Origin of the sequence: Bulleidia sp. HCP3S3_C9 (assembly GCF_052064035.1) — a bacterium.
Lineage (GTDB): Bacteria > Bacillota_I > Bacilli_A > Erysipelotrichales > Erysipelotrichaceae > Bulleidia.
In genome coordinates this window covers 1-21,384 of record NZ_JBQHWJ010000041.1, presented here as the reverse complement: position 1 = coordinate 21,384, position 21,384 = coordinate 1, and the positions used below count along the sequence as shown (strand labels likewise).

The window sequence follows — 21,384 nt, the reverse complement described above, 5'->3', positions numbered from 1 at the left end:
ATACAGAAAATGCAGATATTTTGACTATGATTTAGTCTTTTCTCTGCATCGTTTTTTTATTTAATTTGAATATATTATTGGTTTTATGTGTATTTAATTTGGCGTTCTACAGTCTCTGTAAAAGCACAGCTGAAGACGATCAGGGAAAAACAGACCGGCAGAACTAAGACACATACCCACAGAAAACAGAAAACGAAAGGAAGGTAATACCATGTTTGGCAGAAGAAAAGATGATGACCAGTTTGTCGGACTGGTTGTAGACGACACGGAAAGACGTATCATTGTACGGGCACTTGCAGATCTGAGAGACAAGCAGAGAATGGAAAACAAAAACTTTGATTTCCTTGATTCTCTGATCATTAAAGTATGCGATGCTCCAATACAGAACAGAAGCGGATATGAAAGAACATAGGCAGGATGAGTATATCTTCCTTGCCTTTTTCATTGTCCCGGTTATCTGGCTTGCACTACTGATTGCACCATACAGTTCCAACGGACTGATTCATGCACTACCCTCTTTCAGTACTGCCATTAATCACCCTTTTGATATCCAGTGGTGTCCACAGACTTTCAAAGTGATTCTGATCAGCCTTCTGCTTTATGGAATTGGTATCATGGTGTATCTTTCCACAAGGAAAAACTACCGGAAGACAAAGGAATATGGATCTGCAAGATGGGCAAATGCACAAAGCGTCAACAGACAGTATGCTAATCCAGACTATTTCAGCAATAAACTGCTGTCACAGAATGTCAGAATGGGACTCAATGGCAAGAAACACAGACGAAATCTGAATACCCTTGTGATCGGTGGATCCGGTGCCGGTAAAACAAGATTCTACTGCAAGCCGAATATCATGCAGTGCAACACATCTTTTGTTGTACTGGATCCAAAGGGAGAAATCCTGAGGAGTGAGGGTCATATGCTTGAAAAGGAAGGTTATGTGATCAAGGTAATTGATCTGATTGATATGCCAAAATCTCACGGATACAATCCCTTCCACTATATCCAAAGCGACAAGGATATTCTCAAACTGATAACCAACCTGATCAGAAATACAACACCGAAAGGATCACAGCCTGCAGATCCATTCTGGGAAAAATCAGAAACAGCACTGCTGGAAGCACTGATGCTGTATCTGTACCACTATGCCCCAGAAGATGAACAGAACTTTACAATGGTGATGGAAATGCTGACATACGCAGAAGTGAAAGAAGATGATGAAGAATATGAGTCACCTCTTGATGAACTGTTCCATCACCTGGAAAGATCAGATCCGGATTCACTTGCCCTGAAGCAGTATCAGATCTATAAGCAGGCAGCTGGTAAAACAGCAAAATCCATTCTGATATCTGTTGGTGTCAGACTTGCAGCATTCAACCTTGAAAGTGTAGCCTCTATGACACGTTATGATGAATTGGAACTGGAGAAGATTGGAGAAAGAAAAACTGCACTGTTTGCGGTTATTCCGGATAACGATTCCACCTTCAACTTCCTGATCGGCCTGTTGTATACCCAGCTGTTTCAGATGCTGTATTATCAGGCGGATCACATCTACAATGGTGAACTCCCTGTACCGGTACACTTTCTGATGGATGAGTTTGCCAACGTCGCATTACCGGATGAATTCGATAAACTGTTATCCACAATGAGATCCAGACAGATCTTTGTATCCATCATCCTGCAGAATCTGGCACAGATTAAAACACTGTTTAAAGACTCATGGGAATCTATTGTCGGTAACTGTGATGAGCTGTACTACCTTGGTGGAAATGAACAGTCCACACATAAATTCATCAGTGAATACCTGGGCAAGGAAACACTGGATACCAATACCTATGGCAAATCAACCGGGCATAGTGGCAGCTATTCTACCAACTATCAGCAGACCGGCAGAGAACTGCTAACACCAGATGAAGTCCGTCTTCTCAATAATGAGTATGGACTTCTTTTTATTCGTGGAGAGCGTCCCGTTATGGATAGAAAATACGATCTTCTGAAACACCCACGAATCAATGAAACTGCCGATGGCAATCAGAAACCATACATTCATGGTAACGCCAGCCATTATATACAGGACTGGCAGAACATCCTTCTTACAGACAACGAATATGAACTGTTATCTGATGAAGAAATGGATGACTATTTTAAAGAACTGGAAAAGGAGAACAAATCAAATGAAACTCAATAAAATCAGACTGATCTTATTCAGAATTTATTCCGCTATGGTAATCACACTCAATGTCGTTGCTTTGCCGGTACTTGCAGATAATGATCCGCTTACCGTGGTCAACAACTTTTCAGACTTCATGTTTGGCATGGTCAGAGCACTTGGTATGATCCTGCTTGGATTTGGTATTGTACAGGTTGGATTATCCCTCAAATCACACGATCCATCCCAAAGAGCCAATGGCTTCATGACAGTAGCAGGCGGTATCGTCATTACGTTTGCTAAAGAGATATTGAATATCATTGTAGGATAAGGTGGTGATTTCATGGATGGAATCATTGATAATCTGCAAAGTGCACTGAATACCTGGAATACAAAACTGGCAGAAATCTGGATTCTTCTTACGGAATCACCTGAAGCATTCAAAGGTGGTGCGATATGGGATGTGATTGTAAAGATTCATGGTGCACTGTTAGCAATTGGATTATCATTGCTCGTACTGTTTTTTCTTTGGGGAATGATTCGAACATGTACCAGTTGGCAGGATGTAAAACGTCCCGAACAGGCATTTAAGCTGTTTCTTCGTTTTATCATTGCAAGAGGACTTGTCATGTACGGAATGGATCTGATGACAGGTATCTTTGATATCGTTCAGGGTATCATTTCATCCGTAACACGTACCGTTGGAATAGGCTCAGCTGACACTACAGTGATTCCCCAGGAAATAATAGATGCAGTCAATAACACAGGATTTCTGGAGTCTATTCCCCTTTGGGCAGTGACACTTTTAGGTTCAGTATTCATTACAATCCTGTCATTCATCATGATTCTTACTGTATACGGTCGATTCTTTAAGATCTACATGTATACAGCAATCTCCCCTATTCCTCTTTCTGCAGCGGCTGGTGAGTCAACCCAAAGCACTGCTTTCACCTTTCTGAAAAGCTATGCCGGTGTATGCCTTGAAGGAGCAATCATTCTTTTAGGATGTGTCATCTTCTCTGCATTTGCTGCATCTCCTCCTGCAGTAAATACACCTGTATCAGCAGTTTCCATGTTATGGAGCTATATTGGAGAACTTGTATTCAATATGCTTGTACTTGTTGGAACAATCAAAATGGCAGATCGGATTGTGAAGGAGATGATGGGATTGTAACCCGTAAATTCGTGCTACAATCAAATGTATAGATAATAGTGATTGGAGAAACATATGTCAATAAACCCGAATTTATTCATCCATAAAGATGATCGTGCTGCATTAAATGCACTAAAAGCCATTCCCGGATTTACTCCATTATTAAAGTCTTTTATGAAAGTTTGGAGTGAAAAACAATTCAATATCGAGAACATGTCTACCAATTTGAAATTAGGTCCAAATCAGTTACCTAAGTATTACAACATGTTAATCCCTATCTGTGACAAACTAGGAATTGATGTTCCAGATTTGTATCTAAAACTCGATGTATATCCGAACTCTTACACTAGTGGTGATACGCATCCATTCATCGTGATTACATCCGGATTGCTAGAGACTCTTCCTGACGAATTGATTCCTACGGTATTAGCTCATGAATGTGGTCATATTGCCTGCCATCATGTTCTATACCATACTATGGGACAGATCATCTGTAGTGAAGCTATTCAGTTGCTTCCATTTGGTGAATTGGTTTCTATTCCTATTCAAAAGGCATTCTCTTACTGGATGAGATGCAGTGAATACAGCGCAGACAGAGTAGCTGCTGTTTGTGATGAATCTCCAAACATGGTTATTGAAACCATGACAAGATTTGCTGGATTTGATAAAGATATTGCAGGAGAAATCAATCTCGAAGCATTCATGAATCAGGCAAAGGAATATAAGGAAATGACTGACGGCGATGGTTGGAATAAAACCTTGGAATTCATTATGTACAGTGACAATTCTCATCCAATGAATGCTGTGAGAGCATACGAAATAAATGAATGGGCTAAGGATGACAAATTCTTAAAGATAGTGAAATATACTAATTCAGACAAGAAGAACATAAAAGAATACATCGATGAATTGCCTGTCGGCACCAGTTCTAAAAATCTAATAGGAAGTAATTATTCTGAGCTTAAAAATCAATTGGAAGAACTCGGCTTTGAAAACATTACGCTCAATAAGGTAATTGAAAAAGGTTTACTACAAAAAGAAGGCCAGGTATTAAGCATTTCCATCGATGATCAAGATACCTTCAATGATGATGAATGGTTTAAGATCAACTCAAAGATCGTAATCACATATTATGAAGCAGAAACTGAAGAAGAATTACTTGCTAAACATCCTAATGAATTAAGAATTCCACTTTCTTCAGACCAGATTTCCGGAAAGCATTTCTTCGATGTTGAAAAAATGATTCGTGAAGCTGGGTTTACGAATGTTGTTACCGAAGAAGTAAAAAGAGGGAAAAAAGGTTTATTCGATAAGGATAATACAGTATTCCTCATCACAATAAACGGAGAATCTAAATTCAAGAAAAATGATTGGTTTGACAAGGAATCAATTGTAAAGATTCAATACAATACATTCGATAAAAAATAAACTGTTTTGTATTGTTTTTTGAACTTACAGTACTCTATCCGCCGCAGAGAAACATACTCTGCGGTTTTATTATTTTGATTTATGAAAGGACAACATATGAACAAAATAACTATCGTCTTCATTAATGGAGACCGTGTGGTTATAGATGAACCACACCCATTACCAACGAGAAATAAAGTGATCAATCAGATCATACAATCCAATACAAATGCACTGATAAGGGCTGACAATGGTGATACTATCATCCCATTATCCAATATCCTGTTTGTTACATCTTCTCCATGTACAGTTAACCAGTCAGACAAAGATAACAGTTATGAAATCCAACTTTGAGATCAAGATCAACAAAGAGATACGTGACTATACAGAGTCAATCATGTTTGGATTGTCTCTTCGGCAAAGTGTATTTTCCATTCTTGCATGCCTTACAGCATGCATTATTTATTTCCTGTTTTCTGAACGGCTTGGACAGGAAATCACAAGCTGGCTGTGTATCTTTGGAGTAATCCCCTTTGCCTGTTTTGGCTTTGTACGATATCAGGGAATGTATATGGAGGAGATCATTTCTACTGCCTTCTATTCACTGATACTCTCTAATACACAACTGATCAGTAAACCATTCAATCTGTATGAAGAAATACTTGCTCCATACATCGAGAAAACAAGAAAGGAGTCCACTGCACGTGATAAAAAGCTACGAAAGAATCAAAAAACTGAACAAAGAAAAAGTAAAAGTTCCTAAATCCATTCAGGATACCATCCCTGTAGATACGATCTACAGAGATGGTATTTTTCGTATGGGAAACAAGTTTTCCAAAAGTTATCGCTTCCTGGATATCAATTACAAGATTGCCTCTGGCGAAGACAAGAACAATCTGTTTCTCAGTTACAGTGATTTATTGAATTCATTTGATCCATCTGTTATGACCAAGATTACCATCAACAATCGTAAGATTGATCTGAAAAGATTTAAGGATGATATCCTCATCCCAATGAAGAATGATGGTCTGGATCCATACAGAAAAGAGTACAATGACATGCTTCTTGAAAAGCTTGCTGAAAGTGATGACATCATTCAGGAGAAGTATATTACCGTTACACTGTTCAAAAACAATGTAGATGATGCACGCTTCACCTTCTCCAGAATCACAGCAGAATTCTCCACCCTGTTTGCACGACTTGGCAGTGCATGTATTGAACTGGGTGCAGCGGAACGATTAAAGATCCTCCATGATTTCTACAGATCTGAAAATGAAGAGATGTCCTTTGATCTCAATGATCTTGCAAGAAAAGGACATTCCTTCAAAGATCTGATTATTCCAGGTACCTGTGTTTATAAAAACAGATACTTTCAGTTTGATAACAGGTATGGTCGTGTACTCTATCTCAACAGCTATCCTGGATTTCTGAAAGATGAGTTTGTATCTGAACTCTGTGATCTGAATCGTAATCTGATGTATTCCATGGATATCATCTCAGTACCTACTGATGAAGCTGTCAGAGAAGTGGAAAACAAGTTCCTTGGTGTAGAAAAGAACATTACCGACTGGCAGATGAAACAGAACAGGAACAATAACTTTTCTGCCATTATTCCCTATGACATGGAACTGCAGCGAAAGGAATGCAAAGAATTCCTGGATGATCTGATTGTCAGAGATCAGAGAATGATGCTGTGTAATATTACACTGGTGCACCTTGCAGATACACTGGAAGATCTGGATAAAGATACAGAAACACTGAAATCCATAGCACGTAAGTATGTATGTGATCTGGAAACTCTATTCTTTTCCAAGCGACAGCTGGATGGACTTGTGACTGCCCTTCCTATCGGTATTAACAGGTTAAACATGACACGTACACTATTAACCGAAAGTGCAGCTGTATTCATACCATTCAGAGCACAGGAGATCATGGATAAAGGTGGTATATGGTTTGGTCAGAATGCCATTACAAACAACCCAATTCTCTGCAATAAAGAACTGTTACAGAATCCGAATTCCTTTGTACTCGGTGTACCTGGATCCGGTAAATCATTCCTGACAAAAGAAGAAATTGAATTCATTATCATGTCTACAGATGATGATGTCATCATTGCTGATCCGGAAGGAGAATACGATCAGATTGTTAATGCCTTTGGTGGTCAGGTAATTGATATTGGTACTAACAGTACTGACCATATCAATGCCATGGATATGACGGAAGGATATGGTGATTCAGGTAACTCTATCGCAGATAAGTCACAGTTCATCATGTCCCTGTTTGAGCAACTTGATACAAATCATGGAGGAATATCATCTTCTGATAAAAGTATCATTGACCGTTGTGTTGCCTATGTTTATCAGGATGCAAGAAAAGGTAATTACACTCCAACATTAAAGCATCTGTACCGTAAACTTCTTGAACAGCCAGAAGCTGAAGCACAGTCACTGGCCATTAAACTGGAGCTGTTTACAAATGGTTCATTGAATATCTTCGCTCATGAAACCAACGTCAATATCAGATCCAGAGTCATGTCTTTCAACATCTTCAATCTTGGCAAACAGTTAAAGACAATGGGGCTTCTTGTTATTACGGATGCCATTATCAATCGAGTTAACGACAACTGGCACAAAGGAAAAAGAACACATGTATTCATCGACGAAATCCATGTCATCTTCGAGAATGAAGAATCCGCAACATTCTTTGCTTCTGCATGGAGGCAGTTCAGAAAAAGAGATGCCTTCCCTACTGGTATTACACAAAATGTGAAATATCTTCTATCCTCACAACAGGGAACAAGCATGTTATCCAACTCATTATTCATTGTCATGCTGAACCAGTCTCCTAACGACAGAGAAGATCTGGCAAAACTGTTGAACATTTCCAATGAACAGATGAGCTATATTACCAATGCACAGACAGGATGTGGACTGATCCGTTATGGAGGATCAATCGTACCATTTGTCAACAGGATGCCAAAAGGTAAACTCTATAACCTGAATACAACAAAACCTAGTGACCGAAAAGAGATGATTCATTCAAAACAGCAGATGGGATAAGAGTCCCATCTTTTACATAGGGAGGAAACACTCGTGAGAAACATCAAAACAAAGCAATACATTCAGACATTGAAAACAAAAGATAAAAGGAAGAATCTGGCACACTTCATCAAACAGCAGACCATATCATTCAAACAGAATGTAACAGCCTCAAAGGAAGAAAATGAACACGATACTGCCGCACCAAATGCAACTACAGTAGATCAGTATCAGACAGCCGCTATTGTATCTGCTGATACAGCAGTCAGACGTGTTAACTCATATGTGAAGCAGAAATATAAAGAGTACCGTATCTCTTATCAGGAACAGAGTCTTCCGGACAATCCCCTTCCAGAAATATCAGATATTCCAGGAAAACACTCTGCTCATCCAACATCAAACACCTTTATGTCCAAAGCAAAAGCATATGTACAGAATAAGCTTCAGATCCCAAAGATCAAGGAAGCTGTTCATACAATCATCTCAAATCCAGTTATTCAGAAAACAACTAGAACTGTATCTGCTGTCGTAGAAACAGTCAGAAAAACAGTATCTGGTATCAATTCATTATTGTCCCTTGGCAGTGGTTTAATCCTGCTTCTTGTTATGACGATGTTTGTTGGAACATTCTCTGTTCTCGCGCAGGATGGTGGCAGCAATAGTACCATCCATGCACTAAGTCCTGATGCCATTGCATATGAAGATACAATACGCATGTATGCTATTGAAAGTGACATTGAAGAGTATGTTCCTATTATTCAGGCAATCATGATGCAGGAATCCGGTGGTACAGGTACAGATCCTATGAATTCCAGCAGATCTGTTTATAACACCTTGTATCCAAGTATCTCTAACGGCATTGAAGATCCTGAATATTCTATTTCCTGTGGAGTAAAAGAGTTTGCTGACTGTTTATCAACTGCAGCAGTACAGAACAGAGCAGATGCTGAAAGACTGTATCTTGCTATTCAAGGATACAACTATGGAACAGAGTATATTACATGGGCATTAAACAATTTCTCCGGTTATTCAAAGTATAATACACAGATGTATTCTGATCAGAAAAAGACTGAGCTTGATCTTTCCGTATATGGAGATCCTGAATATGTCGATCATGTCATGAGATACGTATCCTTTACCTTCCGAGGAGGAACAGATCCAGACTTTGACAATATGGAAGCATGGGTTACAAAGAATCCATATGCCAAAGCAGGTTTATATGGTCAGTGTACATGGTTTGCATGGGGCAGATTCTATGAATTATATGGATATGATCCAGGATTTACAGGTAATGGCTGGGATTGTGTCAATCAGTTACTTGCTGCACATCCTGATCAATTTGAAAGATCCCTGTCTCCTGTCGATGGAGCAGTATTCTCAGGTATTGGTGCTAACCATGTAGGTATCATCATCTCCGTCAACGATGACACATTAACAGTCCAGGAAGGAAACCTTGACGGTATCACCAACACATTTCAGGATGCAAAAAAGGACTGGCATACAGCCATCTATACACTAGATCAGTTACGATCTGTATATAGAGGAGTGGTATTTGCCAATCCGATTAACGATTAAATGATATTTGTAAAACTGATTATGTTAATATCCCACTGCTACGACCATACCTGTCCCAAGCCTTTTTGTCAGCCTGTCACTGGCCAGGCTGGATATGATCGTGCCACATGCAATGATGATCGAAATCACACCTGCATAGGACAAAGGAACCTGAAGCTGCGTATGCATGATCGGCCATGCTGAACCAAGCAGGGAATCCGGCAGTCCCAAAGAGATAAAAGCTAGATAAATGATCGGCAAAAGAAACAGTATCATCTGTAAATCCTCACTTTCACAACATAATGATTATACATCCAGCCAACAACTGTTTTTCCTTAATTACCGGTTAGGTAGTATACTTATTTTAATGTCCAAGAAATTGGGTTCACTTCAGGAACAGTTCCTTTTTTCTAAATAATTATTTTTTCATATTTTCATCAATAAATTTAATAAACACATAGATTAATGCGACATATCCTAAAATTGTAACTAATAACATTCCATTAGAACAAATGTTACCAAAAAAAGATATTTTTCCGAAATCTGAAACACCATTCGGATATATCGATGCAAACCCATGTATTAATGTGATATTGATTAGTAATAGCGCTAATATGAATAAATATAAAAATTTATTGTTGTTCATCTTGATAGACTGCTTTAATATACCTTTCCATAACAGCTGTTGAATTAACATAATATGTATTCAGGTATGTGCCATTGTCATAAACATCAACTTTTGTTCGAATTAATCTAATATCCGCTCTTACTCCAAGTTTGCTAGCTCTAGATGCATCTGCTGGATAAGTGATCGAGATACCTTGCTCATAATTTATATTAATTGAAAATAAAAATCCATTGTATTCATACTGTCCTGATGCGTAACATTTTTGTGAGCTGTTAATTGTGTAGGATGATGCATATGACCAATAAGGAGTTAGAGAATGATATCCAACCCAAACATTATTTTTTGGAACATTGTATATTGTTGTGTATTGATTATATGTGTTGTAAGGAACAATATTATTTGCACTATTATGTTCCATAAAATAATCGTATGCATTTTTATCAGGGAATTCATATACTAAATTTCCTGTTGAATAAGTATAAGTATCTTGCTCTTTTGCTTGAACAGGATACGAAGATAATGATAATGTTACAAAAAGACTTAAAATAAAATATATGGTTTTTTTCATGATTTTTTCCTCCTTCCATATAATTTTTAAAGGAGAATACAAATTCCGTTTTTATACCTTGAAGGATTATAAGTAATCATAATCAATTCCAACTTTCTTTAGAAAATAATATATCTATATCTCAAAATTTATAGTCTATTTATTACAAAATATATTTGCTATGATTATTTTAAGTGAGCTTAAAAAAAATTGCTATATTGTAAATGGCAAGAAAAGCAAGAAAAGCAAAAAAAGCCAACAAACTCAAAGAAGGAGACTGTTCCAGCAGTCTCCTTTTTCAATGCTCAGGCTGATCAGCTATTTTTTCTTTCCGACTCCATCCAGCCATTTGCAGATATAGTACGAAACAATACCTGCTGCGACGGAGCTAAGCAAAGCAAAAAAATTCTCCAATAATGATGTTAGAATGTAGATAGCTGTTACGCCTACATAATAATGTTCAAATATGAATATTGTTGATTGTCGCTAAACAGCTATTTATACTGTCTTCGAGCAGAAAGGAAAAAAGCTCGGAGACCTTTTAATTTTGACCGATTAACATCTCTCCCGAGCTCTGGTAAAAAACCATGTATATGTTATCACATAGTGAGCTGTTTGAATCAGATAAACCTGGTGTTTTTAGTAGAGAGTAATGAAGATACACCTCTCTGTCCTGTCTGTGGATCAGGTATGAAGCTGTATGATCATCGTAAGCGAATCATGAAACAGTATGATCAGGATGATGAATACCAGATACAGATGCTTAAAAAACAGCTGTAATAAGATACATACCGCACTTCCTTCCTGTCTGATACCTCATAAACATCTGGGGGTTTTTATTAGCCAAAAAGACAGACATCGCTGTCTGTCATGATTCTGATTTTTCCGAAAGCTCCATCCATCTTTGTTCAGCTTCTTCCAGGTTCTGTCTTGCCTCTTCAAGAAGTGAAGAGATGTGCTGGATCTCACTGTAATCTGTAACAAGATTGAGCTGCTGTTCCAACCGATAAAATGACAAACAGCGTATCTGATTACGCTGTTGTCTGGAGTAATTCTTCAGATTTCCTCTTTCATGATAGTGCTGATTCTGTTTTCCTTTAACGCGGACAAAGATCTGAGGATGGATAATACGTGGATTACCGGTCGTCTTGGGCACTTGATCTTATCCATAGGGATATACGATGGTTTTCCCATACTGTTTCTGAAAGCCATAAGCTGCTTAACAGTATGAACCCTTGCATACTGAAAGGACTTTCCTTCTGTAGGCCCCTGTTTGACCCATTCAGATAGTGATTCCATAGTGACGGAATCAGATGTCCCATTTACTCTTTCCCAATATGTGTCAAAACGGTGGAGGATATACTCTTCAGAATTATATCTGTATCCAAGAGACCGTTTCATACTGATAAAACTTTCGATATCCGAAGCAAGTATACTTTTGAAAGAAGAACTCATTAGAAATCTCCTGGTTTCATTGAGATATTTAAGCGGTCAAGTGACAATGGACACATAGAGAGTCTTTCATCATCAAGTGACAGGTATGGAGTAAGGCTTTTAGCAGTACGCTGTCCCATTGCTGATGAAATCCGCTCTGGAGCAATCCCGCTCCTAAGTTTGTATGTCGAAAATGTCTTTCTTGTGACATGAAACCCGGATCCTTGAACTACCCGATCTGGAAGGATTCTCTTCAAAGCACCAAAACAGACATTTCTTGTAAGAGGTCTGTATGGAGCCTTTAACGATATAAAGAGCAGGTCAGAACTGCATCCTCTGGGACGTCCCATTTTTAAGTACTTAAAGATAGCATTACCAACCGAAACCGGCATTGCCAGCTGTATTTCAACGTCCGTCTTATCTTGTACAAATCGAATGATTCTGTCCTTAAAACAGATATCTGATATCCTGAGGCGTACAATATCACTGCCTCTTATCCCCATTTCCGTTCCGAGAAGGACTATTGCACTATCCCGGAGCTGGAGAGGCGTTACTGCTTCACTTATGTAATGTTTGATATCTTCGATTTCCTGCGGTGAAAGAATAGTGATAATACTTTCAGACCTAACCGCAGAATAACCAAGCGCTTTTTCCAGATGTGGGTTAGTGATGATTCCGGCACGGTAAAGATACCGTAAAAATCTTCTTATGCGTGCATTACAGGCATTTTTTCCTTCTGATGATGCATGCTCATCAGAAAGATTGAATGTAACCAGCATATCTGCATTTATTTCAGCAAATGAAACGATATTTTCTGAAATCAGGAAATAGCAGAACCTCAGAATAGAATATATATCGTTTTTAACAGTGTCATTATCCAGCTTTTCTTTTTCACGGAGCTCCGCATAATCCATCAGTGGCTTTAGCATCCATTCCGGCAACTCGTTCAGACCTGTTATTCCGTGGGGATGTATGGCAGTGAAGTCGATCTTTCCTGTCAATACGTAAATCTTGAGCAGAAAGAGTGCTCTTTTTACAGAACGCCAGGAACTTCCATAGAATACGTTCTGCACCGCATCAGAATTCAGCCAGATATCTGCTACTTCCGGAGAATAATCAAGATCATGAATGTCCAGAAAAAGTTCAAAGTACAATAAAGCTCTTTTAAGACTTTTATGATATGTCGGAACATATCCGATCTTGATGCATTCATCAATAAGATCATTGATCATCTGATGATATCTATCATAAGGAAGCTGTATCGAATAATGCTTTCTGAAAGCTGCCTGTTCATAATCATTAAACTGAGAGATATCGATAAATCGGTCAGTTTCTAAAGCATACATATACACATGAAGGTTATGTTCTATCATCTTTTCCTGAAACAGGAATTGAAGGAAAAGACAGAGTGATCCTTCCTCCATTGTTCGTGAGTCTGGCTTTAAATGACAAAGCTCTGAAAAGTGATAATCAGATATATCTTTATATGTGATGACTTTTAAGTCTTCTTTTCCAATAAACTGTAAGTACTTAAGGAAAAGACGACACCTCCTGTGAATGTTTTCTGTCTGTGTTTTAGAGAACGAAGCGGAAATGTTTTCTGAGAACAATTCCAAACAGTCTGAAAACGCTGAGTTTAATCGCAATGATGAATAAGGTTTCCTTGAAGAAACTAATACATTTGAGACACTCCCAGTATGATAAACCGCATTTAACTTCTGAATTACAGCGGGATGGAGGGTTTGTCCTTTCGTGCCAAAGGGAATATCAGACCCGCTGTTAAGTAATTCTCTACCTAGCGCAGGAGTATAACAAACTCCATTCGATACTAAGTATTCTCCTAAGGATTCAAACGTTTTTTGATAAAGCTGTAGTGAATGCTGTGAATAATGGTTGTTGCGCATGAAATCTAGCACAGTTGAAACATAATCTTTGTATTTATCCATGATGTTTACCTCCTATGACATAGAGGTTACATCACGTATGTTTATCCGCACATTTGTTTCTAATAGATGCCCATTTTTCTACATAAACAGGACAATTGTGCGGATAACAAAAGTCTGCGGATAAACCTTCCCACAAAAGACCTTTGATACGATTAGAGGATCTGCCACAGAAAAGAAACAGAGTTCCTTCATCAAATGGATTAAGATCAAAGTAATTCTGAATCAGGCACGTCAGACCATCGATTCCCATGCGAAGATCCGTATAACCCGCACGAATGAATACTCTCGGTATGCCAACCTTTTCTCTAAGCATCAGCCATCACCCTGATAATACGAGATAGAAATTCATCCGTAATAGAATCATTGATCTCTATACTGACGTTTCCTTTTCTGATCATGGCTGAACACTCATCAAATGGTCTGGTCATTTCTGGAAGATCTGGTTCCTTCAGTTCAAGAAATTTATCTTGTTCAGAAGACAGAAGAGTAGTGGCAGCCTCGTGTCTAAGTATTTTCTGCCACCGATAGAATGACTTGGGATTGATATTGTGCAGTTGCATCCAGTCTTTTTTCTGCATCCCACTGTGGTTACATTCGGTAATAATACGCTCCCAGTATTCATGACGCATCTTATGTGTGATTATATCCATACATACCTCCAGGGAAGTCTGGAAAACCTGAGGTTTCTTCAGACTCGTTAATACAGGAACATTCCTGCCTCATTACTTGTATGAATGTATCATTACACTATTAGGGATTGTTTAACAGGTACAGACTATGTGGCGTTTACAAAAATACTGGTGGTAACGTTGCACTTTTGAGATTAAAGAATAGTTGATTTAAGTGTTATAATGTAATCAACAAAAGAAGGATCATTCGGTCCAAAAAATAATCATTCAAAAAGTTGATGGGGAAGGTGGATTCAAATGTTATGGATTTCAAGATATAAAAATGGAGATCAACAATAGTGATTGTTTTGCTTTAAACTTGCTATCTTCAACTATATAAAAGAAGAATGGAAGAAAAGAAAGTGAGAAGAAAGATGAAAAAAATAATAAGTATGTTAATTGCTTTTATACTATGCCTTGTTGGAACAGTTCCAGTAAATGCAGAAGCAAGTATGGAAGAAATATATGACAAAGAATTAGAAACAGCTATTATTTCCGGTACTGGTACAGAAGATGATCCATATATATTGGATTATTCTAAAGCTCCAATGTTTACTGAATATATGGTTGAAACATATGATAGCTATAAGCAGCCTTTGACAAGAGGATCATTCAGAAGCAATTCATTGACGAAATATTATGGTTCTTCTTTAACAGGAGGTACATGGATTTATTCATCAGGCGGATTGTCAGTAGCAAGTGATGGAAATCTTAGAATCACGAGAGTTGCTTATGTTCCTAATAACAAACTGAATGCAATCAATGCATTCATGGGTTCCCAAAATGCAGCAAGTATGATCAATGATATCGCCGATATAGCAAACACCACTTCACAATATTTAATTGAAAACATTTCAGATGTACTGAAATATTACGGTTATACAGCTATTTCTGGATATACCGTGGCAACAATTGCTAGTGCATTGAGTATTGCTCTTGGAGCTACGTATGGTATATCTGGCACGGTGATACTGATTTATGCAATTCAGACAGAACCTTTAAATACTGCAAGGAATAATGGATTGAATTATGTAACAATTAATTACATGACATCCTACCATGGATCATGGTATTCAAACAGAACTTCAGAAGCTGGTTGGAGCAATAATGCAATCTATGTTCCAGCATCCTATCTTGGTAGTGGGAGCTTCTATAGCTAATCAAGAAAACGAGGAAACTCGTTTTCTTGATTAACAGTTGTTGATTGGAGGTTTTATGAAAAAATTGACATTTCAAAATGCATATTCGAAATTATGCGGTTTTACGTTATGCGCATTATTTTCAACATTTGCGTATATCAGTTGTTTTTCAACGATTCTTATTCCGTTTCCTACGATCAATTTATACCTTGGATCAAGTATTTCGATCATGTATGCAACTCTATTATTGATCTTGTCTAAAACATATGATGGATATAGATATCCCGGTTATCTGCAATTTGTTAATGGCATATGCTTGCTTGTGCTGATACTGCTTTTATCTGTTCAAAATGTAAGTGCTATACAGTGGATAGCTATTATTGTAGGCGAAATGTGTAGGATTCTGAGTGAATACCTGGAATATCGTACACATAGCAAGGTTATTCACTCAAAATCAGAAGAATTATCAAAACAATGGAACAAATTGTTTATAATGTTTTTATTGGGAAACAGTATTGTTCTTTTGAGTTCAATGGCAGCTGCGTATTCGCAACTGTTAGGACAGTATATATTTACAGCAGGAGATATCATAGTTGTAATTGCCTTCACAAAGAAGATCAACTACTTAAAAAAGACAGCTGGTTTATTAGAAAACGAAAACGGATGATATTGTTTTTGAAAATCGGCTAATCTACAATCGTGTGGTTGCAGATTAGCCATTTTTGTGAATAAGTAAAAGAATAAGATATAATAAATGAGCCAAAGAAAGTTAATGTCTAAGCAGTTATTCAGAACTTTGTTTGGCGACAATCCTCTTCTTCGGCAGGTAAAACAGAAACTCCAGCTAAGCAGGAAGTGTCACATGTTCATAATTGGCAGCAACAATACAGAACCGTTCACCACGATGAAGTCGGACATAATAAAACTGTCATTGTTTCTGAAGCATGGGATGAAATCACCTATGCACAGGAAGCTCATGATGTCTGTAACAACTGTGGACTGGACTTTACCACAAGTGGCGTCAGTATTGATCAGCATTTCAAAGAATCCTTTCTGTATGGAGATGGAAAGTGTGGTTCCTATCGACAGGAATGGATCCAGATTCCAACAGGTACGGTTCATCATGATGCAGTAACTGAGACAAGATATATCGTAGATCAGGCAGCCTATGATGAGTCAGTACCAGATGGATATCAGTGCACCGGATGTGGTGCTATACAAAAGTAATTCTGCGCAGAATCATTCAACTAGGATCATGCATTGTCATGGTCCTTTTTTGATGGAAAGGAGGTGATGATCATGCTGCGAACAGTATATAAGCCCAGGCTCTTAATCCTGTGAAAATCAAGATAAACAGTAAAACTCAAATTGGGAAAGGAGAGAGAAAATGAAATGTAAAAAACTGTTTACTCTGTTTGTTGTTGCGATGGCAGCAGCGGGTTCCATGATGCCTTCAAAAGTCATGGCGGATGAACAGAAAGCCGGATTCAGTGTGAAAGTATCCGGTCCTGGTTCAGTTACACTGCAGATCGATGGTGAAGATATCACAGTTGATCAGAGTGAAGAATTCTCCACAAGCCTGCTAGCGGACACGAATGTTCATCTGCAGACGGATGAAGAATATGCCCTGAATGATTTCAGACTGAATGGAACAACCGTAGAATCCTTCACAGCCGGTACAAAGAACTTCTCACATGATTATGTATCCACTTTGCAGGATGCAGTATTTGAAGTTATGTTTGAGGACAACCAGGCGCAGACTGAAGCTACTTCTTTTGGAACATCTGAAGAACTGATTGAAGATGGTATCACGATTGACTTCTCCACAAACCATGATCAGAAGCTATCCGATGAAACTGCGGCCATTCTCAATGACTATGCTTCAGGACTGACAGATCAGCACATGGAAGCGCGTAAAGCCAAAGCGGAAGCTACAGGTCTGGTTAACTTCTGTGATGAAGAATACTTCCTGAGTGATGAATTCTACAGCCGTTATGATGCAGCCATGCTGTTATTTGACGACTGTCTGATTCTCAGCCGTGATTACGTTGAAGATGGTCATACAGTAGAAGGCATCAGTACATTTACCACAGTAAGAGCAGCCAATGTTACTGTTAATTCTTCACAGGTATTCAACTGGAGTACAAATACTCCATATGGAACATGCAGTTATGAAGAAGCCTACTACAACTTGAGCAATGGATACCGTGGATTCTGTGCAGAAGGATGGAATGCTCCAGTCTATATTGGAGCTTCTCTGGAACCACCTGTTGAACTCAACAGTCCTGCCTTAAGAAAGGTACTCTACTATGGATTTGGAGGTCCAGGTGATGTTCTGACAGGAGCATATGGTACTGCCGGTGCAGTTGCCATCACTTCAGAAATGACATCTCATGCCTATTCCGGTAGGTCTGCATCTGAAGCCATAGGTAATGGATCATGGACAGCCACTGGCATGAATAACCTCTATGATCAGTTCATGGCCAAACCTGATCCAGCCGGTTTCAAAGCCTATATCTGTATCAATAACGGATATGGTACAAACTGGACTGGCGCCTATACAAGAAGACAGTCTGTTGCCTATGGTGTCTATTCTCCAACCGGATCTTTGCAGATCACAAAGACTTCTGCTGATCCATCCATTACAGATGGTAACAGCTGTTACTCCCTGACTGGAGCTGAATATGCCGTTTATTCCAACAGTGCTCTGACAAGCAAAGTCGGTACACTGACCATCCAAAGCAATGGTGTATCCAATGAACTGACAGGATTACCTGCAGGCACTTACTACTTCAAGGAAACAAAGGCGCCTACCGGTTATGCTTTGGATAAGACAGTCTATTCCATCACAGTAAATTCCGGTACCAAGGCAACCAAAACAGTTAAGGATCTGCCTCAGTCTGACCCGGCAAGAATCATTGTCGGAAAGATCGATAAGGAAACAACACTGAACAAACCTCAGGGATCCGCATCCCTTGCCAATGCCCAGTTTACCGTGAAGTACTACCGTGGCATTTATCAGAATGTATCTGATGTTGCCTCCCTGACACCGGAAAGAACATGGGTTCTCAAGACAGATGCAGATGGATACTGCCGCCTTTCAGACATCTATAAGGTCTCTGGTGATGCCTTCTATTACAACAGCACAACTGAGCCTACACTCCCACTTGGAACCGTAACGATCCAGGAAACAAAAGCACCTGAAGGTTACTACATTGATAATACAGTCTTCCTGAGAACCATCTCTGCAAACGGTTCTTCAGAAGCTGTCACGACATACAACGAACCGATCGTTAAAGAACAGGTGATCTCGCTGCGTCTTTACAAGGTACAGTCCGACTCAGATGCAGTGATTCCAGGCACACAGTTTACGCATACCAAGCCAGATGGTACAACAGAAACTGTCACAACAGATTCCAATGGTGAACTGAAAATCAAAGGTCTGACTACAGGCAGACACACCATTCAGGAAACAAAGGCAGCAGATGGCTACAATATCAATCCAACACGTATTGTCTTTGATGTCATCAACGGTCAGGGTATTCATCGATGAAATCCATGTCATCTTCGAAAATGAAGAATCCGCAACATTCTTTGCTTCTGCATGGAGGCAGTTTAGAAAAAGAGATGCCTTCCCTACCGGTATTACACAGAATGTGAAATATCTTCTATCCTCACAACAGGGAACAAGCATGTTATCCAACTCATTATTCATTGTCATGCTGAACCAGTCTCCTAACGATAGAGAAGATCTGGCAAAACTGTTGAATATTTCCGATGAACAGATGAGCTATATTACCAATGCACAGACAGGATGTGGACTGATCCGCTATGGAGGATCAATCGTACCATTTGTTAACAGGATGCCAAAAGGTAAACTCTATAACCTGAATACAACAAAACCTAGCGATCGGAAAGAGATGATTCATTCAAAACAGCAGATGGGATAAGACTCCCATCTTTTACATAGGGAGGAAACACTTGTGAGAAACATCAAAACAAAGCAGTACATTCAAACACTGAAAACAAAGGATAAAAGGAAGAATCTGGCACACTTCATCAAACAGCAGACCATATCATCCAAACAGAACATAACAGCCTCAAAGGAAGAAAATGAACATGATACTGCCGCACCAAATACAACTGCAGTAGATCAGTATCAGACAGCCGCCGTTGTATCTACTGATACAGCAGTCAGACGTGTTAACTCATATGTGAAGCAGAAATATAAAGAGCATCGTATCTCTTATCAGGAGCAGAGTCTGCCGGACAATCCCCTTCCAGAAATATCAGATATTCCAGGAAAACACTCTGCTCATCCACAACCAAACATCTTTATATCCAAAGCAAAAGCATATGTGCAGAATAAGCTTCAGATCCCAAAGGTCAAGGAAACTGTTCATACAATCATCTCAAATCCAGTCATTCAGAAAACAACTAGAACTGTATCTGCTGTCGTAGAAACAGTCAGGAAAACAGCAGCTGGTATCAATTCATTATTGTCCCTTGGCAGTGGTTTAATCCTGCTTCTTGTTATGACGATGTTTGTTGGAACATTCTCTGTTCTTGCACAGGATGGTGGCAGCAATAGTACCATCCATGCACTAAGTCCTGATGTCATTGCATATGAAGATACGATACGCCAGTATGCTATTGAAAGTGACATTGAAGAGTATGTTCCTATTATCCAGGCAATCATGATGCAGGAATCCGGTGGTACAGGTACAGATCCTATGAATTCCAGCAGATCTGTTTATAACACCTTGTATCCAAGTATCTCTAACGGCATCGAAGATCCTGAATATTCTATTTCCTGTGGCGTAAAAGAGTTTGCAGATTGTTTATCAACTGCAGCAGTACAGAACAGAGCAGATGCTGAAAGACTGTATCTTGCTATTCAAGGATACAACTATGGAACAGAGTATATTACATGGGCATTAAACAATTTCTCCGGTTATTCAAAGTATAATGCTCAGATGTATTCTGATCAGAAAAAGACTGAGCTTAATCTTTCCGTATTTGGAGATACTGAATATGTTGATCATGTTATGAGATACGTATCCTTTACCTTCCGAGGAGGAACAGATCCAGATTTTGACAATATGGAAGCATGGGTTACAAAGAATCCATATGCCAAAGCAGGTTTATATGGTCAATGTACCTGGTTTGCATGGGGAAGATTCTATGAATTATATGGATACGATCCAGGATTCAGAGGTAATGGCTGGGATTGTGTCAATCAGTTACTTGCTACACATCCTGACCAATTTGAAAGATCCCTGTTTCCTGTCGATGGAGCAGTATTCTCAGGTATTGGTGCTAACCATGTAGGTATCATCATCTCTGTCAATGATGACACATTAACAGTCCAGGAAGGAAACCTTGATGGTATCACTAACACATTTCAGGATGCAAAAAAGGACTGGCATACAGCCATCTATACACTGGATCAGTTACGGTCTGCGTATAGAGGAGTGGTATTTGCCAATCCGAAATAAAAGCGAAGACTCATTATCTTCGCTTTGTTTTCCTCTGTATCTAAGCATCGTTACAACTAGTCCCTTTCGGAGGTTTTGGAGGCTTTGGCGATTTAGTTGTATTTGGTTGATAACCTCCCTAATAAGTCAAATGTTATTTAGCTTATTTAAGCCATTTTTTAGTACTTATTTTGATATAAGCCAATAGGTTATGGATATTTCTTGCATCGATGTGCTGAATTA

At 38.8% G+C, this 21,384-nt stretch carries 22 protein-coding genes and 1 pseudogene; 17 read left to right on the top strand and 6 right to left on the bottom strand.

Annotated elements, in window-relative coordinates; all coding sequences use genetic code 11:
- The first annotated feature begins 211 nt into the window (after positions 1-211).
- From ACTND6_RS07815 to ACTND6_RS07775, 9 genes are all read left to right on the top strand, one after another.
- The gene (locus tag ACTND6_RS07815; protein ID WP_441023412.1) at positions 212-412 is read left to right on the top strand and encodes a hypothetical protein; all 201 of its coding nucleotides are present in this window, start codon (positions 212-214) and stop codon (positions 410-412) included.
- Positions 399-2,189, top strand: a complete 1,791-nt coding sequence (locus ACTND6_RS07810) for a VirD4-like conjugal transfer protein, CD1115 family (protein ID WP_441023409.1) — start codon at positions 399-401, stop codon at positions 2,187-2,189. The genes ACTND6_RS07815 and ACTND6_RS07810 overlap by 14 nt, the downstream gene beginning before the upstream one ends.
- Positions 2,176-2,481, top strand: coding sequence for a glutamyl-tRNA amidotransferase (locus ACTND6_RS07805; RefSeq protein ID WP_441023407.1), 306 nt, complete (start codon positions 2,176-2,178; stop codon positions 2,479-2,481). Before ACTND6_RS07810 ends, ACTND6_RS07805 begins: the two co-directional genes overlap by 14 nt.
- 12 nt (positions 2,482-2,493) lie before the next feature.
- On the top strand, positions 2,494-3,324 hold the full coding sequence (locus tag ACTND6_RS07800) for a hypothetical protein (protein ID WP_441023406.1): 831 nt from the start codon (positions 2,494-2,496) through the stop codon (positions 3,322-3,324).
- A 42-nt stretch (positions 3,325-3,366) separates the two neighbouring features.
- Positions 3,367-4,731 (top strand): M48 family metallopeptidase, encoded by a 1,365-nt coding sequence (locus ACTND6_RS07795; RefSeq protein ID WP_441023404.1) that lies wholly within the window; start codon positions 3,367-3,369, stop codon positions 4,729-4,731.
- A gap of 96 nt (positions 4,732-4,827) precedes the next feature.
- Positions 4,828-5,064, top strand: a complete 237-nt coding sequence (locus tag ACTND6_RS07790; RefSeq protein WP_441023416.1) for a hypothetical protein — start codon at positions 4,828-4,830, stop codon at positions 5,062-5,064.
- On the top strand, positions 4,961-5,473 hold the full coding sequence (locus ACTND6_RS07785; RefSeq protein ID WP_441023402.1) for a PrgI family protein: 513 nt from the start codon (positions 4,961-4,963) through the stop codon (positions 5,471-5,473). The genes ACTND6_RS07790 and ACTND6_RS07785 overlap by 104 nt, the downstream gene beginning before the upstream one ends.
- Positions 5,415-7,769, top strand: coding sequence for a VirB4-like conjugal transfer ATPase, CD1110 family (locus ACTND6_RS07780; RefSeq protein WP_441023400.1), 2,355 nt, complete (start codon positions 5,415-5,417; stop codon positions 7,767-7,769). Before ACTND6_RS07785 ends, ACTND6_RS07780 begins: the two co-directional genes overlap by 59 nt.
- A gap of 33 nt (positions 7,770-7,802) precedes the next feature.
- Positions 7,803-9,323, top strand: a complete 1,521-nt coding sequence (locus ACTND6_RS07775) for a lysozyme family protein (RefSeq protein ID WP_441023398.1) — start codon at positions 7,803-7,805, stop codon at positions 9,321-9,323.
- A gap of 24 nt (positions 9,324-9,347) precedes the next feature.
- Here the strand turns inward: ACTND6_RS07775 and ACTND6_RS07770 are convergent, their stop codons facing one another.
- Positions 9,348-9,491 carry a hypothetical protein gene (locus ACTND6_RS07770; RefSeq protein WP_441023397.1) on the bottom strand — a complete coding sequence of 48 codons (144 nt, stop codon included), beginning with the start codon at positions 9,489-9,491 and terminating at the stop codon, positions 9,348-9,350.
- Between the two features lie 443 nt (positions 9,492-9,934).
- Positions 9,935-10,498: a hypothetical protein gene (locus ACTND6_RS07765; protein WP_441023395.1), complete on the bottom strand. Its 564-nt coding sequence runs from the start codon at positions 10,496-10,498 to the stop codon at positions 9,935-9,937.
- A 594-nt stretch (positions 10,499-11,092) separates the two neighbouring features.
- On the opposite strand from ACTND6_RS07765, the gene ACTND6_RS07760 reads away from it, so the two are divergent.
- Both ACTND6_RS07760 and ACTND6_RS07755 read left to right on the top strand, forming a co-directional pair.
- Positions 11,093-11,257, top strand: a complete 165-nt coding sequence (locus ACTND6_RS07760) for a hypothetical protein (RefSeq protein WP_441023414.1) — start codon at positions 11,093-11,095, stop codon at positions 11,255-11,257.
- Complete coding sequence (locus tag ACTND6_RS07755) at positions 11,208-11,351, top strand: DUF6431 domain-containing protein (protein ID WP_441023394.1); 144 nt, start codon at positions 11,208-11,210, stop codon at positions 11,349-11,351. The genes ACTND6_RS07760 and ACTND6_RS07755 overlap by 50 nt, the downstream gene beginning before the upstream one ends.
- Here the strand turns inward: ACTND6_RS07755 and ACTND6_RS07750 are convergent.
- From ACTND6_RS07750 to tnpA, 4 genes are all read right to left on the bottom strand, one after another.
- Positions 11,346-11,633: an ABC transporter C-terminal domain-containing protein gene (locus tag ACTND6_RS07750; protein ID WP_441023392.1), complete on the bottom strand. Its 288-nt coding sequence runs from the start codon at positions 11,631-11,633 to the stop codon at positions 11,346-11,348. The genes ACTND6_RS07755 and ACTND6_RS07750 overlap by 6 nt on opposite strands.
- A 298-nt stretch (positions 11,634-11,931) precedes the next feature.
- Positions 11,932-13,857 carry a tyrosine-type recombinase/integrase gene (locus tag ACTND6_RS07745; RefSeq protein WP_441023390.1) on the bottom strand — a complete coding sequence of 642 codons (1,926 nt, stop codon included), beginning with the start codon at positions 13,855-13,857 and terminating at the stop codon, positions 11,932-11,934.
- Positions 13,858-13,888: 31 nt separating this feature from the next.
- Entirely contained in the window at positions 13,889-14,170 is a 282-nt protein-coding gene (gene tnpB, locus ACTND6_RS07740) for an IS66 family insertion sequence element accessory protein TnpB (RefSeq protein WP_441023389.1), read from the bottom strand.
- Positions 14,163-14,507, bottom strand: a complete 345-nt coding sequence (tnpA, locus tag ACTND6_RS07735; protein WP_441023388.1) for an IS66 family insertion sequence element accessory protein TnpA — start codon at positions 14,505-14,507, stop codon at positions 14,163-14,165. Before tnpA ends, tnpB begins: the two co-directional genes overlap by 8 nt.
- A gap of 410 nt (positions 14,508-14,917) precedes the next feature.
- Between tnpA and ACTND6_RS07730 the strand changes: the two genes are divergently transcribed.
- The 6 genes and pseudogenes from ACTND6_RS07730 to ACTND6_RS07705 all read left to right on the top strand — a co-directional run bounded on the left by ACTND6_RS07730 (position 14,918) and on the right by ACTND6_RS07705 (position 21,162).
- Positions 14,918-15,685 (top strand): hypothetical protein, encoded by a 768-nt coding sequence (locus ACTND6_RS07730; protein WP_441023387.1) that lies wholly within the window; start codon positions 14,918-14,920, stop codon positions 15,683-15,685.
- A 55-nt stretch (positions 15,686-15,740) separates the two neighbouring features.
- Positions 15,741-16,331, top strand: a complete 591-nt coding sequence (locus ACTND6_RS07725) for a hypothetical protein (protein ID WP_441023386.1) — start codon at positions 15,741-15,743, stop codon at positions 16,329-16,331.
- Between the two features lie 188 nt (positions 16,332-16,519).
- The gene (locus ACTND6_RS07720) at positions 16,520-16,891 is read left to right on the top strand and encodes a hypothetical protein (protein ID WP_441023385.1); all 372 of its coding nucleotides are present in this window, start codon (positions 16,520-16,522) and stop codon (positions 16,889-16,891) included.
- 160 nt (positions 16,892-17,051) lie between these two features.
- Positions 17,052-19,217 carry an MSCRAMM family protein gene (locus ACTND6_RS07715; RefSeq protein ID WP_441023384.1) on the top strand — a complete coding sequence of 722 codons (2,166 nt, stop codon included), beginning with the start codon at positions 17,052-17,054 and terminating at the stop codon, positions 19,215-19,217.
- Positions 19,204-19,614 (top strand): annotated as a pseudogene (locus ACTND6_RS07710) (VirB4-like conjugal transfer ATPase, CD1110 family); the annotation flags it as partial. The gene ACTND6_RS07715 and the pseudogene ACTND6_RS07710, both read left to right, overlap by 14 nt.
- Positions 19,615-19,647: 33 nt before the next feature.
- Positions 19,648-21,162 carry a lysozyme family protein gene (locus ACTND6_RS07705; RefSeq protein WP_441023381.1) on the top strand — a complete coding sequence of 505 codons (1,515 nt, stop codon included), beginning with the start codon at positions 19,648-19,650 and terminating at the stop codon, positions 21,160-21,162.
- Positions 21,163-21,384: the final 222 nt, after the last annotated feature.